Origin of the sequence: Bacillus sp. DTU_2020_1000418_1_SI_GHA_SEK_038 (assembly GCF_032341175.1) — a bacterium.
Taxonomy (GTDB): Bacteria; Bacillota; Bacilli; order Bacillales; family Cytobacillaceae; genus Cytobacillus.
The window spans coordinates 1243832-1260256 of sequence record NZ_CP135435.1 but is presented as its reverse complement, the minus strand read 5'-3'; the positions used below and the strand labels follow the sequence as shown (position 1 = coordinate 1260256).

The following is a 16425-nucleotide window of genomic DNA, read 5'->3' as shown; positions in this document are numbered from 1 at the left end:
ACAAAATTCAGAATATTCATTATAATAATGCGAATATGAAAGATTCTCCTGCCGATTTTTACACAAAGCAATAGAAATCACCATGTAGGATCTATTTTGTTTTGAATACTGGGGGAATTTATCTGAATGGAAAATATTCAAATACGAAAAAATAATACACTCCTAATGATTGGTATTATTTTTGTTGCGTTCACGCTAAGACCTGCTATTACTTCGATTGGTCCTTTAACAGGACATATACGGGCTGAAACTGGAATTTCCAATGGTATAGCTGGCTTATTAACTACATTGCCACTCATTGCCTTCGGGATGATTTCCCCATTTGTTCCAGGAATTTCTAGAAGGCTTGGAAATGAAATGAGTGTCATGATTGGATTATGTATTTTAGGTGCAGGAATTATGATTCGCTCCTCCAGCACACTTTCTCTCCTATTTTCAGGAACAATCTTGATAGGCTTAGGTATCGCCATTTGCAATGTCCTGTTACCTGGAATTGTCAAACAATCCTTTCCAAGAAAAGTCGGGCTTCTAACAGGGATTTACACACTATCAATGGGTGTTTTCGCTGGTTTAGCACCTGGCCTCAGCATCCCTCTTGCCGATTCGCTTAGCTTAGGCTGGAGATTATCACTTGGAATGTGGGCACTAATTATTTTTACCGCTATCGGCTTTTGGCTTCCTCAACTTAAAGTAAAAAACACATCCTTTGATAGCCTCAAACAAAAACAAACCGGTTCACGCATTTGGTTTTCTTCAATAGCCTGGCAAGTAACACTCTTCATGGGTTTACAATCAATGGTATATTTCAGTATAACCGCCTGGCTTCCTGAAATTCTGCATACTCAAGGTTTTGATATTGCAATAGCAGGCTGGATGCTTACCTTATTCCAATTTTCCGGGCTGCCTGCAAACATCATTATTCCAGTTCTTGCTGATCGGCTTCCAAACCAAAAAGGCATTGCCTTGGGTATTGGTCTTCTATGTATAACTGGCTTATCGGGCTTAATTTTTAGCACGAATAAAGCCTTTATACTCTGTTGTATAATCATGCTGGGAATTTCTCTTGGAGCAGCTATAAGTCATGGTCTAACTCTTATCGGGCTGCGGGCAGCAAATGCAAAACAAGCCTCCGACCTATCTGGAATGGCACAATCCGTTGGTTATTTATTGGCGGCTCTAGGACCGTTTATCATTGGATTTTTATTCGATTTCTTTCATACATGGACGATTCCATTAATCCTGCTTGTTGTTATCACGGTCATATACACGATAGCTGGAGTGGGAGCAGGACGGAATTTATATGTTTTACAAGAGAACACAAATACACACGAGCAAAAGAAAGCCCCCTCTACTATTGCGTAAGATAGATGTTTTCTAGATGCAGGAATTTGTCATTATATCTAGTATTTATTATTTAACTTAATAGAAAAGAGGTAGCTACTTGAACAGAAGAATTCTAGTTTTAGGGGGAACACAATTTTTTGGAAAGAAATTAGTTGGAAAGCTTTTGCAAAATGGAGATAAAGTAACGGTTGCAACAAGAGGATTTACCCCTGACCCATTTGGAGACCAGGTGGAAAGATTAAAATTGGATAGGCGAAATGAGAAGTCGATTGAAAAAGCACTTGCCGACCGTCAATGGGATATTGTCTATGACCAAACATGCCAATCCCCGCTGGAGGCACAATATATATTGCAGGCTTTGACAGGAAAAGTGAAGAGGTACATTTTCACGTCTACTCAAGCAGTATATGATTTTGGAGTTAATCATGTGGAGGATCACTTTAATCCATATGAATTTACCTACGAGTTTCAGCCAAGAGAGCAATTTATAGGGTATAAAGGGTATCAGGAAGCAAAGCGTGCAGCGGAAGCTCTATTATTCTCTCAAAATGACATAGAGGTCGCAGCTGCCCGTTTTCCAATCGTGATTGGCAAGGACGACTTTACAAACAGACTAAGGTTCCATGTGGATAAAGTCATTAACAATGAAGAAATTGGCCTATCCAATCCTGATTCCAGATATAGCTTTATCCTGTCTGATGATGCTGCCCAATTTTTATACGATCTAGGTGCGTCCTCCTTCACTGGTCCCATCAATCCTGGCTGTAAAAAGGATATTTCACTAAAGGAACTGCTAGAGAAAATTGAGTCGCAATTAAATCTAAAGGCAAAAATCACAGGAGTGCTGACAAAAGAAAATGCCTCTCCTTATTCCTTTGAAGGCTCATGGTCTATTAATACAAGTAAGGCGGAAGAGCTTGGCTATAGCTTTGCTGAATTAGATGAGGTTTTAGAGGATTTAATAGAGTATTATTCTATTAGTCATGCCCAAAATGCTTAACAGTAAGAGCAGAAGCTTTTCATAATTGTGAATTGCTTCTGCTCTATTTTCCCTATTTTACAGGGATCCAGATTTCTGAATAATAATCAGAACTGGATGAATCATCATCGGGATATACTTCTAATTGTGGTACACCTTCTGCATGTTCATAGCCGCTTGTAGGGAACCACTCCGAGTAGATTTTCTTCCATGTCTTCTGCATCGCCTCAGGCATCGGCCCATGTACTTCAAATACGACCCATTTAGCTGCTGGAATTTCCAAAGTTAAAAACCCTTCAGGTGCATTTCCATCGAATTCCGCTGCCACCCAATAATCCATTGCCCCAGATGGCCCCTCTCCTTTTTTATCAGCACAAACACCTAGCACACCTTTGATTTGCCCATTGATCAGACTCGCTACCTTCTCACATGTTCCATCATTAAGAACCTCATCCCACAGTTTAGGAATGCCTATTAAATTTTCCCCATTGACGACTGAAAACTCCCGCTTAATACCAACCACCTGGAAACTGTCTCTTTCTAATACATTATACTTCATCGGTTCTGCTCCTTTCAGAATTACCTGTATGATCAGGCGCTCATAGAATTTCAGCTTTCCCATATATTTTCGCGCTTCAGTCGGAGCAATTCCATGCTGTCTGCGAAATGCTTTTGTGAAAGCCTCAGGAGTGTCATAGCCATATTTATAGGCCAGATCAATGATTTTACAGTTCGTTCTCGATAGCTCCTGTGCAGCTAAAGTCAGTCTTCGCCGCCTTAAGTATTCTCCTACAGACATATCTGTTAAGATCGTAAAGGCTCGCTGAAAGTGAAAGGCGGAGGCGTTTGCTTGTTTAGCTATCCCTTCAATCGTAATGTTTTCGAGCAAATGATCTTCCATATAATCAATTGCTCTCTGTATGGATTCAATCCAAGCCATCATCTCACTCCCTTGATTTCATATTAACAAAAGCAGGAAATGGAATCCTGTCAATTTATGCTTTGTTCGGACAGTTTATTAGCTAATTTCAAATACCCTTTAAAATAATTCTTTTAATTGTAGAAATAACCTTTTTCAGGGTTAAAAAAGAACAGCTTTGCCAATGCTGTCCTCAGAAAAAATGCATTATTGAAGATTGCCAATGATTTTGCCTGCAATGCTAGCTCCATTTTCTATACAATCTGGAATGCCCACACCGTAATAAGAACAGCCTGCAAGCATGATTCCTGGATAGGATGCTGACAGTTTTTCCTCTAAACCTTCTACGGTATGTGGATGGCGAATTAAATAATTTGGCATACTGTCTGTCCATTTTGTAATCTCGCAAGCGATAGGCTCAGCCGCGATACCCAGGCTTTTGTGAATATCCGTAAGTGCTGTTTGAAGCAATTGATCTTTATCCATTTCTGATAAAGAAGGGAATGCGGGAATGCTGCTTTTATAAAAAAGTCTGACAAGCAGATTTTTCGTTTCCGATGTGTGCTCCCATTTCCGGCTCGTCCATGTGCAGGCATTACATAATACATCGTCACTTTCCGAAGTAATAAAGCCAGTTCCATCCTCCGGCAGAATACTGTCCAGAACATCAAAACCAACATAAACACTAATGAGGGAGCTATTTCTAAATTGGGAAAAGCTGTTCTCCAGCGCTGAATCATTAAATAACTTCCCAGCCTTATTACTAGGTATGCTTAAAACAATACTATCCGCTTCAATGATGTCCTGGTTGTGCAAAGTGACTTGATAACGTACACCGTTTTTCTCAATTTTATTTACTATTGTATTTTTTAAAATTTCAGCATCACCGAGTTTTTCTTCATAAGCATCGATAAGCTTCCCTAAGCCGCTTTTGAAGGAAAAAAACTTCTTTCCCCCGCCACTTTGAAACTTTTCCTTATTTGCCTCAAAACCTTTAATTATGCTGCCGTATTCCTTTTTATAATCCAAAACATATGGAAGTGTCGAGGCGATAGTAAGGTCGCTTAATTTTCCGGAATATACACCTGAAAGTACAGGGGCAATCTGTTTTTCCACTAATTCCTTCCCAAGAAAATATTCCAGGAAATCGCCTATGGAATCATTTTTCGTAAATGTATCGCTAGTTGTATACAAATCCTTTAGGGCCTCTACTTTTCCTTCAGCAGAAACAAGCGTAGTCTTTGCTAAGGATTCAACACTTGTCGGAATTCCAAATACGGCATCAGCAGGAATCTGCTTTAGTTCACCCTCTGTGTAAATAAATGACCGTCCTGACGCATTATAAACAACTTCATTTTCTAATCCAAGTTCTTCAATGAATGACATTGTATTGACTTTCCGCGAGACAATCGAGTCAGCCCCCGCCTCCATAATAAAGCCACGATCTTTAACTGTGCGAATTTTCCCCCCGAGCTCTGGAGAAGCCTCGGCAAGAATGAGCCTAACATCAGATTGATTGGCCTTTTTCCATTTATGTAATTCATATATAGCAGACAATCCAGTGATTCCTCCGCCAACGACTAATACAGTTTTCAATTTTGACACCCCTGTTAATATCTTGTTTATGATTAAAAGTGTACCATACTTCATCTTCATACCCCTACGGTACATGTTCCAACAATTTTGTGACTAAAAGAAGTTTTATATGCTTTTCTTAGACTGTTTGTCCGGAAAACGGCATACAGTTTTATAAAGGAGGGGTTGGCCATTAAAATATCCATATCAACGGACCAATTAATTCGGTATGCTGTGGCCTACGTATTCATCATTGCTGGATTGATAAAATTTATTAATCCTGAGATGGGGACTTATTTTGTAAACTTAGGACTGCCTTATCCGATTTCAGTGATGTATATCGTTGCCATAGTGGAATTAATCTGCGGAGTCTTAATTTTATTAAATAGAAGTGTAGCAAATGCAACATTGCCCTTAATTGGCATTATGATTGTCGCCATTATTTTAACGAAGATTCCAACTTTGCACGCTGGCTTTTTTCAATTTGCCGCTAATGCTAGATTAGATATTGTGATGCTCATTTTGCTGTTTATTCTATACAATCATCATCCAGCAAAAAGGTACTAAAGTAAAAGCCTTTGCAAAGGAAAACCAATTCCGATGCACAGGCTTTTAAATTGGACAAGGAACGCTGCATGGAACGCTATGTTAGCGTTTTGTATAGAGCGTAAATAAAACGCTTACATTGAACGATTCTATGTTAGAAATTTGGAGAATACATAAATAAAACCCTTACATTGAACGCTCCTTCGACAGCCTATTGCTCAATCGGTAAAATCATATCTACCTTTGTTCCTTTATTCAATTCACTATCAACCTTTATTTGACCTTGATGGTCCTCTACTATTTTCTTGGTCACCATAAGCCCTAAACCGGTGCCATCAATCTTTGTTGTATAAAATGGTGCGAATAGCCTTTCCATATTTGATGGTTCTATTCCACATCCTTGATCGACGAAGCTGACTGATAATGTATTGCCTGTATGGTAATGGGAATATACCTTTAGCAAGCCTCCATCGGACATTGAATCAACACCATTTTTAATAAGATTAATAAATGCCTGCTTCAGCTGATTCTCATCACAAACAACTGGGGGTATATTTTCATCGAGATCTGCAGTAAGTGTAATCCCCTTTTGGCGAGCCAGCTGCTCGGTTATCGATATGACATAGGTAAGAATGTCATTAATGTTTTTTCTTTGAAACTGAACCGCTCTTGGTTTACCGAGAACCAATAAATCATTCACGATCGAATTAATTCGGTCAATTTCCTGCTCCATAATGGAAAAATACTGTTGGTCATCTTCGTATTTTTCTTTTTGAAGCTGGGTAAAACCTTTTAGAGAAGCTAGCGGATTCTTTATTTCATGTCCTATTGAGGCTGCCATCTGTCCAATAAATGCTAGCTTTTCCTTATGCCGCATCTTCTCATGGATTGAAGTCAACGCAAAAATATAGGATGAAAAACGTTTCATAAAAATATAAGCAATTACAGATAAAATACTAATAATGGCCATCGGAATGACAACAGCAGCCGATTCTATAACAATGCCCACAGTTAAATATCTTAACAATGAAACGGCAGTCACTGTCCAATAAAAACGGTTATTGACAAATATTGGAGAGAATAATAGCAAAGTTAATTCCGCAACATTTCCGCTTTGATACTCGCCAGATTCCCCTGAAAACATGATCATATCGCCTAATGCTGTCATTCCCATGTAAACGAGAATATACAAGTACTTTATTGCATGAAGCTTATTTCTTTTTGCTAATAAATAGGATATAGGGACCAAGCTAATGAAGATTACATAATTCCAGTAGCTAAAAGGACCAATAAGACCAGGCTCAGTTTTCAAAATAAATATTGGATAAAGATAATAATAAAAAACATCATACAAAGCTAAAGTAATATAAAAAGATAGTAAATAGGCTAAAAGTGCCCGCCTTTCTTCATGCTGCAGCATTGAATCTAATTTCTCTTTGTTCATTAGAGTTCCTCACAATAAATAATAATTCTTATTATACCTCTTTCGCTAAAAATCGACAATTTTCTCTCCTGTCTACTTAAAAAAGCATGAATCTTTGGGGATTTTCCCCGTCCGTATTCATGCTTTTATTAATTATTCAATAATTTTATTAAAATATTCACGGGCTCTTGATGCAACTTCTTCCGGTACCTTATATGTAAGCGGTTCTTGGTGAAGAGCCTGATAGAAATTTGTATCGCTCGTTTCCATCATGCCAACAGTAAAACGCGGAATGAGGCGGACATGAACGGCCTGCTTTAAATCCTCATTTAACGAAAAATTTAACGCCATGTTAAAGCTTGCAAATCCTTGCTCTGTCAACGTTTGGAAGATTGCCTTCAATCCTGCTGCGAAATCTGTCCAATCCTGCTCTGTGAGATCATTTATCGTATATTTTTCGGGAAATATAGCGACAAAATCATTTTGACCTTTAGGGGCATAGGCATGCATCCAAGCCACATTTCCTTTTTCTCCGATCCATCTTTCGCCCTTCGCCTTTTCCGTTTCATAAAGATTGGTAAATAAATCATTATTTCCTTCATAGGCTTTTGTCTTTGCCTCAAGCTGAGCTTGATAATTTGTCGGTGAATCTGATGCACAAACCTGTATATGCGGGTGAAGAACGCTTCCACCTGAATAAGGCAAATAATTCCAATTAATTGAAATATAGCGTGCTTCAGGATCTGACGTAATTATTCTTTTTAAATAATCTTGTGCAGCGGAAAATGCATTCGTAATCAACTCTATTGTAAATTCCTCCAGGCGAACATAGTGCTGTCCAGAGAAAATAACTACCCCGTTATGCTTACTATAAGGAAAAAGATTCGGAAAACCTACCGCTTCGCCTTTAATAATTCGCCCATTTTCGTTAATTTCTTTCGGGAAAATCGGAGTCATTTTCAATAAATTTTCCTGACAAAAGGGACATTTTGCACCCCCGTTTTTCTTAGCAATTTCTGTATAATCTGGTGGTGTAAATACTAATCCTGAATCATAAATAAGACGAGATGATTCCCCAGTGATTGGATCAAAACGGATCTCAGTCCTTCGCTCAATTGGATTTCCTTGGCTATCTAGAAACTTAAACCATTCCTCTTTCTTTTGATAATTAAGAGTCATTAATCCTCCCCCATTTCACACTTTATATATAAAAAAGAGTATCTCGAGAATTACTATGTTCACGAGATACTCTTTTGAGAATTATACCATATTTTGTATTTGTATTTCCTTAACTTCCTTTACTTAAGTTACAGTTTATGTTCATAACAATAATTTAAATATTTATTTCTCGTCAATAATAAATATTCAGAAATTGTAAGATAACAAAAAAGACGAGGACTGGAGAAAATAGGAAATACCTCTATTCTCCAGTCTTCGTCTTTTTAAATATTATTTGAGTAATAGTGGCTTCTCATCAATCCAGACTGATGGTTCATTGATCACACAATCAATGTGCACACCCGCTTCATTTTCACCGCCGAACGACTTATTACTTCCAAATGCAATATGTACAGTTCCAAAAACCTTCTCATCTTCAAGAAGATTTCCAGTTAGTCTTGCACTTTTGTTTGTACCAATTCCAAATTCGGCTATATTTCTTCCTTTTCCATCACCTAAAAGTTCAAGAAGCTTCATACCATCCGTTCCGCTAGCCTCCATTAATCTTCCATTCTCAATGGTTAATGTAATCGGTTCGCTAAGGACGCCAATTCCTGCGATAGTACCGTCCACAAGAATTGTCCCATTTGCAGAATCTTCTATAGGTGCAATATAGCTCTCACCTGAAGGGAGATTGCCAGATTCTCCTTTTTCTCGAAAAATACCAGTACTGCGGATACTTTCTCTTCCTTGAATAGAAAAACTTAAATGAGTATTCTCCTTCTTTATAACAACGGCTGAGCCTGCATCTAATAGTTTGGAATAGCACTCTGTAAGCTTTTCTACTTCGATATAGTCAGCAGTAATAGCGCCTTTTTGCAGCATATCTATTGTAATTCCTGGCATCGTGGCAATACGGGCTCCTGAGGCAGATGCTAGCTTTCTAGCTTTCGTATGAGTTAGTGAATGCTTTGTAATGCAGAGAACTACTTCCACTGATCTCATTACTTCAGAAACATGAAATGGAGGCTCCTCACCGGATTTAGATCTCGGTGTCATAAGCATCATAATCGTTTCATTTCCCAATTCTTCTCCAGCTTGGAAGAAAATTTTTGCAATATCTACTAGTTCCGAGTCTGTTACGATCAAAATATGTTCATTCTCTTTTAGATGCAAATTATTATTCAACACAGATTTTGCTACTTGGATCAATTCTTGCATTAATATCCTCCCAAACTATTATGCTTTGAATTTCAGTTTATATCTTTTCATCGTTTCAGCTGTTTCATCCCTTGCCGCTTTTAAAAGTGGGAGATACTCTTTCCGTTTGTCATCTGTCATTCGATAAATAGGACCAGATACAGTTATGGATCCGACAACATCCTCTTCATTAAAGAGCGGCACAGCAATGGCAATTACATCCTCTGTATATTCTCCTTTGCTCTCGGCCCATCCTTGCTTACGAATTCTCTTTAATTCTGCTCTTAATTCTTGCGGATCGGTCATCGTAGTTTTCGTATACTTAACTAAACCAGCTTCAATAATAGATTCCTGGGCTTCTTCTGGTAAAAAAGCAAGTATAGAACGATAAGATGCACCTACATACAGAGGAGCTCTGCTTCCTGCTGAAACAGAAAATTTCACCTTATTTTCTGGTTCCAACACTTCAAGTGTTACCGCTTCGTCACGATCTAATTTGGTAAGGAAAACAGATTCACCTGTTTTTTCACATAATTCTTTCAAAATTGGGCGTATTAATTGCGAAATATTTAAAGTTTCATACATAATACTTCCTAATTCCCACAAAGCATACCCAAGGCTATATTTCTTAGTCTCAGCATCTTTAATGATAAAACGATTTTTCTCAAAAGTTTCAAGGATCCGGTAAATATTAGTGTGGTTCATGCCAAGCTCATTTGCTAGCTCTCTCCCGCCCCAAACCGGCTTTTCTTTTGTAAACATTCTTAGAACTTTTATTGATGAATCTAACGTTTTTAACATTTATCGTTCTTCCCCCAATGACTTAAGTGATAAAAAGCTAATAAAAACAGTGAGCTTGCCCGTATAATGTGGCAGTTTCCCCCTCCAATAATGTTACCAAGGGGAAGTACCGCCACAAATCCCCATTTGTTATACTTGTCAAGCATCGTCTATTGAGATGCTCTTTTGCAAAAGAAACAAGAATCATATACGAAGTGCTACATCTTTTCTAATGCTCTATAACCTATTGGCGAGAAGTATTCTTAAACTACTTTGAGTTTAAAAAATCAATAACTGCTGCTATATAAACTTTAGCACATCTGACAATATCTTCAACACGAACTTTTTCATTATATCCATGAATACTTGGCAAATATGCTGGTCCGTACTGAAGGACTGGTATGTGATGGTCTCTAAAGTGACGGGCATCGCTGCTTGCCCATTGCATAACTCCATAGGCTTCCTCACCTGTTACGAGAGAAATGTTATCAACTATTGATTTGCATACAAGATCATCTGCTGATGTATAGTTTGCATTACTTCTAAATCCAAATTGATGGATTTTATATTTAATTTCTAATTCATCCAATTCCTTCTTAATAAAAGCAGTTACTTCATCTTGGGTAATACCGAATGGCAGACGGCAATCTACTTGGACCTTGCAGCTTTCCGGGATAACATTCGATTTCGTTCCTCCATTAATGGTTCCAATATTAACAGTGATACTTTCTAATACAGGTTGGAACTTCTCACGATCCTTCTCTATGTCGCGCATATAGCGCTTGGAAACTTCAATTAGAGGCTTAACTTCTTCAGGAAGGTTAATCTTTAAATCCCATAATTTCATTATTCTTTCAATCGCTGCAATGGCGTCAACAATCGCATTGTTTCCAGCAATCGGCGAAAGACTTCCATGCCCTGGGACGCCAAACACTTCTAATTCAAACCAATACGAACCCTTTTGTCCAATTGTGGGATTTAATGGAGAAGATGGCTCAGCGATTAAGCAGCCGTCCCCATGAATAATTCCGTTTTCTAAGAGCCATGGAACCCCAAATTCTCCACCTGTTTCTTCGTCAGGTACAATCGCTAATGTCAGTTTACCCGGTAACTCTACCTCTAGTTTCTTCAATAAGCCAAAGACGAAAATAAGGCCGCCAAGACCAGCTTTCATATCACTTGCTCCTCTTCCAAGAAGCCAGCCGTCCTTCACTTCACCAGAAAAGGGGTTAAAGTCCCATTTTGATAAATCTCCAGCTGGGACTACATCTGTATGTCCACAATAAATTAAATGCTTTCCGTTGTCGTTCCCGATGCTTGAAACAAGATTAAACATTTTATCACTTGATTCATGCCATTCTGTCTTAATATCAAATTGAGTCAGATAATCCGTAATAAATTGACTAATTTCCGTTGAATCTCCCGGAGGATTTTCACTTGGAATTTGGATCAATTGACTGCATAACTCAATTAATTCTTCTTTCCGGGCTTCCACTTCATCAATTAATTTTTGCTTCAACGCAGCTAAAGCAGTCATCACGCAGTCACCTGATTTCCTTTTGTCTGTAAGTGTGTCATTTTTCCGTATAGTGCCTCTAAGCGTTTGAACTCTTCTTCATCAAAGAACGTGCACTTATTTTCACCATAAAGCTTCGCTACTTCTATTGCAAAACGGACAACCTGCTCAACATCAGTTGGGTGTGTAGCACCTGTACCACAACCTGCAACAGCTGTTTCAGTTGTAATCGCTACTCCTACAACAGGGCTTGAAGTCGCAACAGAAGGCTGAAGAATACTGTTAACATGATAGACACCGTTTCCGTAAGGTGTAATATCTTGCGTTGTAATTGGCAATGTAACAGGAAGTCTTCCAGCAGATTGAGTATATATATGAAGCAAGTCGTTGCTCACTTTTAATATATAGCCTTCCTTAACAGTAGGTGTGATAGCAAATCCACGATGGTTTGTAATCATATTTCCCTTTGTTGTATCAATAGATAGAATAGCATCCATGTCCTTTGTTACTTCATGCTGGTTCATAGTCAATATATCTACTGGCGAATCCATGAAAGGAACAGGATCATGAGGCAAGGTTGGAGCCGTCGGACAAATATGTGTTGTTAAGATAATATCACCTCTTAAACAGTCACCTTTCCCCATCATATCAAGCAATTTTGCTGCTGCTGCTATGCATGATAAAGCCCCATCACCATCTGATACGAAACCTTTTACTTCTGGACGAGCACCAATTCCGCCTAAACGGCCAATAATTCCTAGTGTAGGAGCATTGCCTCCCGTTGACTTTCCGTTTTCTCCTGGAATAGTCACTTTAATAAAATCAGTAGAGCCTTTTTTCCCTTCAACTGTTTGAACTGTGATTTCTCCTTGTTCAGAAATATTGTTTAGATACGCTTTAACATCCTCACCCGATACATGAATATTATCTAAAAGCTCATAAACTTCCATAACATATTTTAAAGACATGATACATTCCTCCTAAAAAATTAATTAATAATATGACAAGATACTTGATGACCTATCGCCTTATCTTTTAATTCTGGCCGATCTGTTTTGCAGATATCGATAGCATAAGGGCATCTTTTGTGAAAATGACATCCGGACGGAGGGTTAACTGGGCTTGGGACATCTCCTTTTAAAAGAATTCTTTCCTTCTTTTCATAAGGGCCTTCTTTTGGAATAGCAGATAATAGCGCTTGAGTATAAGGATGGCTGGGCTTTTCATATATTTCCTTATATGTCCCAATTTCAACAATTTTCCCAAGATACATAACCGCAATACGATCACACATATATCTGACTACATTTAAGTCATGAGAGATAAACAGATAGGTTAATCCAAACTGATTCTGCAAATCTTTTAATAAATTTATAACCTGGGCTTGTACTGAAACATCCAAGGCGGAGACTGGTTCATCGCAAATAATGACATCTGGATTTAGAGCTAATGCACGAGCGATATTTATACGCTGGCGCTGACCGCCTGAGAATTCATGAGGGTAGCGATCACCATGATAGCTGCTCAATCCGACTACTTCAAGTAATTCTTGTGCACGTTTTTTACGTGATGCCCTGTCTCCTATTTGATGGATGATTAACGGCTCGACAATTAATTGTTCAATTGTCTTTCTTGGATCTAAGGAAGCGTACGGGTTTTGGAAAACCATTTGGATGTCTTTTCTAGACGAACGGATTTCCTTTGAACCCAGTTTTGCTAAGTCTTGCCCTTTAAATTCGACAGATCCGGATGTTGGACGTATTAATTGATTAATCAATCTTGCCATTGTCGATTTACCGCATCCTGATTCCCCTACAATTCCAAGTGTTTCACCGCGTAATACCTCAAAACTTACTCCATCTACAGCTTTTACACTTTGTGTAGATTTTTTGAAAGGAAGCGGATCATCGATAGGAAAATGCTTCTTTAAGTTATCAACCTTAATAATGACTTCACTCATGATAAGCCCGCTCCTTTCGTTCTAATCTTTCTGTTTTCGTTTGAAAATGACAGGCTACAAAATGTCCATCTTCTACTTCAATGGATTCCGGCTTATTTGTTAAACAAATTTCTTTTGCATAAGGGCAGCGAGGTGCGAAATGGCAGCCTTTCATTTCTTGACGCAAATCAGGAGGGCTTCCCGGAATAGCAGATAGCTTAGCCTCATCTGTAATTTCACTCGTAATTTGTGAGTCTAGCAACCCCCATGTATAAGGATGGAGAGGATTATCATAAATTGCTTGGACATTGCCAGATTCAACTGTATTTCCTGCATACATAACGATGACTTTATCACACAACTCCCAAACAACCCCAAGATCATGGGTAATCATAATAATCGAGGTGCCAATTGTTTCTTGTAAATTTCTCATCAAGTCAAGAATTTGTGCCTGCACCGTCACATCAAGTGCTGTTGTTGGTTCATCGGCAATTAGCAGTTTCGGGTTACAAGCAAGCGCAATGGCAATCATAACCCTTTGCCTCATCCCTCCAGAAAATTCATGAGGATACATATCTATTCGTTTTTCTGCTTCTGGGATCCCAACGAGCTTCAGCATATCAATTGCAGCTTTTTTAGCTTCCTTTTTCGACACATTTTGATGTGTGCGAATGGATTCCATGATTTGATTTCCAACTGTATAAACTGGGTTTAAGCTAGTCATTGGATCTTGGAATATCATTGATATTTCATTTCCTCTTAATGCACGCATTTCTTTTTCAGATAAAGAGAGCAAATCCTGTCCTTCAAACTCCATTTTTCCTCCGGCTATTTTTCCAGGCGGATTTGGAATAAGTCGTAATAATGCAGTAGCTGTCACACTCTTTCCTGAGCCTGATTCACCAACAATCCCTAATGTTTCTTTCCTATTTAATGTAAAACTAACACCATTTACTGCTTTAACAACAGATGAGGAAGAACAAAAATGCACTTCCAAATCTTCAACCTTCAAAAGAAGATCAGACACATGTATCACCTCCATCAATGTTCTATTAAACTTTCATTTTTGGATCTAAAGCGTCTCTTAATCCATCCCCAAACAAGTTAATGCCAAGAACGGTTAATAAAATGGATAGTCCAGAAAATGTAGCCATATGCGGGTTTAATACTAAGAAGTCTTTCCCGTCCTTCAAAATGCTTCCCCACGAAGCAGTTGGCGGCTGGACACCAAGCCCTAAAAAGCTTAAGGCAGCCTCAGAAATAATTGCCCCAGCTACACTCATCGTTCCATAAACAATTAATGGAGCTAAACAGTTTGGCAGCACATGCTGAAAGACAATTCTGCTGTCTGTTGCTCCTAATGATCTTGTTACTTCAATAAATTCTTCTTCCTTAACACTCAGGACTTGTCCACGGACAATTCTTGCAAAGCCCGGAATATTTGCAACACCTATGGCAATAATTACGTTCAAAAGACCTTGGCCAAGTACAGTCATTAAAGTAATCGCTAGTAGAATAAATGGAAATGCAAAAAGTCCATCCATTGTACGCATGATAATAGAATCTATTTTCCCTCCAAAATATCCTGACAATAATCCAAGCAATGTACCGAAAAATGCACCAAAAACTACAGCAGAAACACCAACTATTAAAGAAATTCTGGCACCATATACAATTCGGCTGAACAGATCTCTTCCATAGTTATCGGTACCAAGAATATGTCCTTCTGTACCTGGAGGTAAGAGTGATTTCACAACATCCATTTGATTTGGGGCATGAGTGGCAATCAATGGAGCAAAAATTGCCATGATAGACATGATCACCATAATTATTAGTCCTACAGCAGCAAGGCGATTTCGGATTAATTTTTTAAATAAATTGGTTTCCTTTTTCTGTTTTACTGCTTTTTGTCCAGTTTCATTCTTCAGGCCTTCTATTGATGCCATTATTTCATCCCTCCCTTACTGGAAGTATAGTTAACTCGAGGGTTAACCACTTTATATAAAATATCGACCAATAAATTCACAACTACAAAAATGACAGCGATAAAAAGGACTGTGCCTTGTACTACTACAAAATCTCGTTTGTCAATGGCATCGACTATTAAACGGCCCATTCCTGGCCAGCTAAAAATCGTTTCAGTCAGAACGGCTCCTCCAAGCAACATCGAAATTTGCATTCCTAGAACGGTCAAAATTGGAGTAAGGGCATTCTTAAAAGCATGTTTACAAATTACCAAAAATTCACTTAACCCTTTAGAACGTGCTGTTTTGATGTAATCATGTGATATAACCTCCAGCATACTTGAACGAGTTATCCTCGCAAAAGTCGCCATTGGAATTGTTGCCAGTGTAATACTTGGGAGAACTAAATGTTTTATATAAGGTATAAATCCTTCCTCTAGTGTGCCCATTCCTGTAGCAGGAAACCATCCAAGGTTAACACTAAAGTAAAGAACGAGCATAACGCCAAGCCAGAAGATCGGCAAAGAAACACCTATTAAGGAAATAAGCATAACTGAGTAATCTAATAGTGAGTTTTGCTTAGATGCAGAGATAATTCCAGCAGGTATTCCTATAACGACAGCAATGATCAGTGCACTAGCGGCAAGAATAATCGTATTAGGAAAACGATCCATAATTAAGCTAAAAATCGGTTCATTATAGGTGTATGAAATTCCTAAATCCCCTTGTAGCAAATTTCCTATATATTGAAGAAATTGCATATAAATTGGTTCATTTAATCCTAGCTTTTGCCTCAGAGCTTCTATATCTTCTACACTCGCCTGCGGACCAAGCATTACGCTTGCAGGATCACCAGGTATCATTCTAGTAACAATGAAGACAATAACAGCGACAACAAATATAGTTGGCAAGAGATCAAATATTCTTCTTATAATATATTTCCCCATAATATACCTCCATTTCTATTATTCGTTATTCGAATCAATGGTTCAATATTTGAATTTTAGTTTAGCATCTATTATTAAAATTTGTAAATACTAAAAATAAAATTAAAAAATGGAATAAATAATGTTTTGAAAATA

15 protein-coding genes are annotated in these 16425 nt (G+C 38.2%); 3 read left to right on the top strand and 12 right to left on the bottom strand.

What is annotated here, in order from left to right; all coding sequences use genetic code 11:
• The first annotated feature begins 126 nt into the window (after positions 1 to 126).
• Both RRV45_RS06205 and RRV45_RS06200 read left to right on the top strand, forming a co-directional pair.
• Positions 127 to 1362, top strand: a complete 1236-nt coding sequence (locus RRV45_RS06205; RefSeq protein WP_315667929.1) for a CynX/NimT family MFS transporter — start codon at positions 127 to 129, stop codon at positions 1360 to 1362.
• Positions 1363 to 1441: 79 nt separating this feature from the next.
• The gene (locus RRV45_RS06200; protein ID WP_315667928.1) at positions 1442 to 2344 is read left to right on the top strand and encodes an NAD-dependent epimerase/dehydratase family protein; all 903 of its coding nucleotides are present in this window, start codon (positions 1442 to 1444) and stop codon (positions 2342 to 2344) included.
• Between the two features lie 52 nt (positions 2345 to 2396).
• Here RRV45_RS06200 and RRV45_RS06195 read toward each other — a convergent pair whose 3' ends face one another.
• A complete protein-coding gene (locus RRV45_RS06195) occupies positions 2397 to 3263 on the bottom strand; it encodes an AraC family transcriptional regulator (protein WP_315668949.1) in 867 nt (288 codons plus the stop codon).
• 186 nt (positions 3264 to 3449) lie between these two features.
• Positions 3450 to 4838, bottom strand: coding sequence for a protoporphyrinogen oxidase (gene hemG / locus RRV45_RS06190; protein WP_315667927.1), 1389 nt, complete (start codon positions 4836 to 4838; stop codon positions 3450 to 3452).
• A 165-nt stretch (positions 4839 to 5003) separates the two neighbouring features.
• Between hemG and RRV45_RS06185 the strand changes: the two genes are divergently transcribed.
• Complete coding sequence (locus RRV45_RS06185; RefSeq protein WP_315667926.1) at positions 5004 to 5384, top strand: DoxX family protein; 381 nt, start codon at positions 5004 to 5006, stop codon at positions 5382 to 5384.
• A 190-nt stretch (positions 5385 to 5574) separates the two neighbouring features.
• Here RRV45_RS06185 and RRV45_RS06180 read toward each other — a convergent pair whose 3' ends face one another.
• The 10 genes from RRV45_RS06180 to RRV45_RS06135 form a co-directional block, all read right to left on the bottom strand.
• Positions 5575 to 6807 carry an ATP-binding protein gene (locus RRV45_RS06180; RefSeq protein ID WP_315667925.1) on the bottom strand — a complete coding sequence of 411 codons (1233 nt, stop codon included), beginning with the start codon at positions 6805 to 6807 and terminating at the stop codon, positions 5575 to 5577.
• Positions 6808 to 6939: 132 nt separating this feature from the next.
• A complete protein-coding gene (locus RRV45_RS06175) occupies positions 6940 to 7965 on the bottom strand; it encodes a hypothetical protein (RefSeq protein ID WP_315667923.1) in 1026 nt (341 codons plus the stop codon).
• Between the two features lie 270 nt (positions 7966 to 8235).
• Entirely contained in the window at positions 8236 to 9165 is a 930-nt protein-coding gene (locus RRV45_RS06170; RefSeq protein WP_315667922.1) for an aminopeptidase, read from the bottom strand.
• An 18-nt stretch (positions 9166 to 9183) separates the two neighbouring features.
• Positions 9184 to 9945 (bottom strand): IclR family transcriptional regulator, encoded by a 762-nt coding sequence (locus RRV45_RS06165; RefSeq protein WP_315667921.1) that lies wholly within the window; start codon positions 9943 to 9945, stop codon positions 9184 to 9186.
• Between the two features lie 247 nt (positions 9946 to 10192).
• On the bottom strand, positions 10193 to 11461 hold the full coding sequence (locus RRV45_RS06160; protein WP_315667920.1) for a M20 family metallopeptidase: 1269 nt from the start codon (positions 11459 to 11461) through the stop codon (positions 10193 to 10195).
• Positions 11461 to 12408, bottom strand: a complete 948-nt coding sequence (locus tag RRV45_RS06155) for a DUF1177 domain-containing protein (RefSeq protein WP_315667919.1) — start codon at positions 12406 to 12408, stop codon at positions 11461 to 11463. Before RRV45_RS06155 ends, RRV45_RS06160 begins: the two co-directional genes overlap by 1 nt.
• Positions 12409 to 12428: 20 nt before the next feature.
• Complete coding sequence (locus RRV45_RS06150) at positions 12429 to 13400, bottom strand: ABC transporter ATP-binding protein (RefSeq protein ID WP_315667917.1); 972 nt, start codon at positions 13398 to 13400, stop codon at positions 12429 to 12431.
• On the bottom strand, positions 13393 to 14406 hold the full coding sequence (locus RRV45_RS06145; RefSeq protein WP_315667916.1) for an ABC transporter ATP-binding protein: 1014 nt from the start codon (positions 14404 to 14406) through the stop codon (positions 13393 to 13395). Before RRV45_RS06145 ends, RRV45_RS06150 begins: the two co-directional genes overlap by 8 nt.
• A 25-nt stretch (positions 14407 to 14431) precedes the next feature.
• The gene (locus tag RRV45_RS06140) at positions 14432 to 15325 is read right to left on the bottom strand and encodes an ABC transporter permease (protein WP_315667915.1); all 894 of its coding nucleotides are present in this window, start codon (positions 15323 to 15325) and stop codon (positions 14432 to 14434) included.
• Entirely contained in the window at positions 15325 to 16290 is a 966-nt protein-coding gene (locus tag RRV45_RS06135) for an ABC transporter permease (RefSeq protein WP_315667913.1), read from the bottom strand. The genes RRV45_RS06140 and RRV45_RS06135 overlap by 1 nt, the downstream gene beginning before the upstream one ends.
• Between the last annotated feature and the right edge of the window lie 135 nt (positions 16291 to 16425).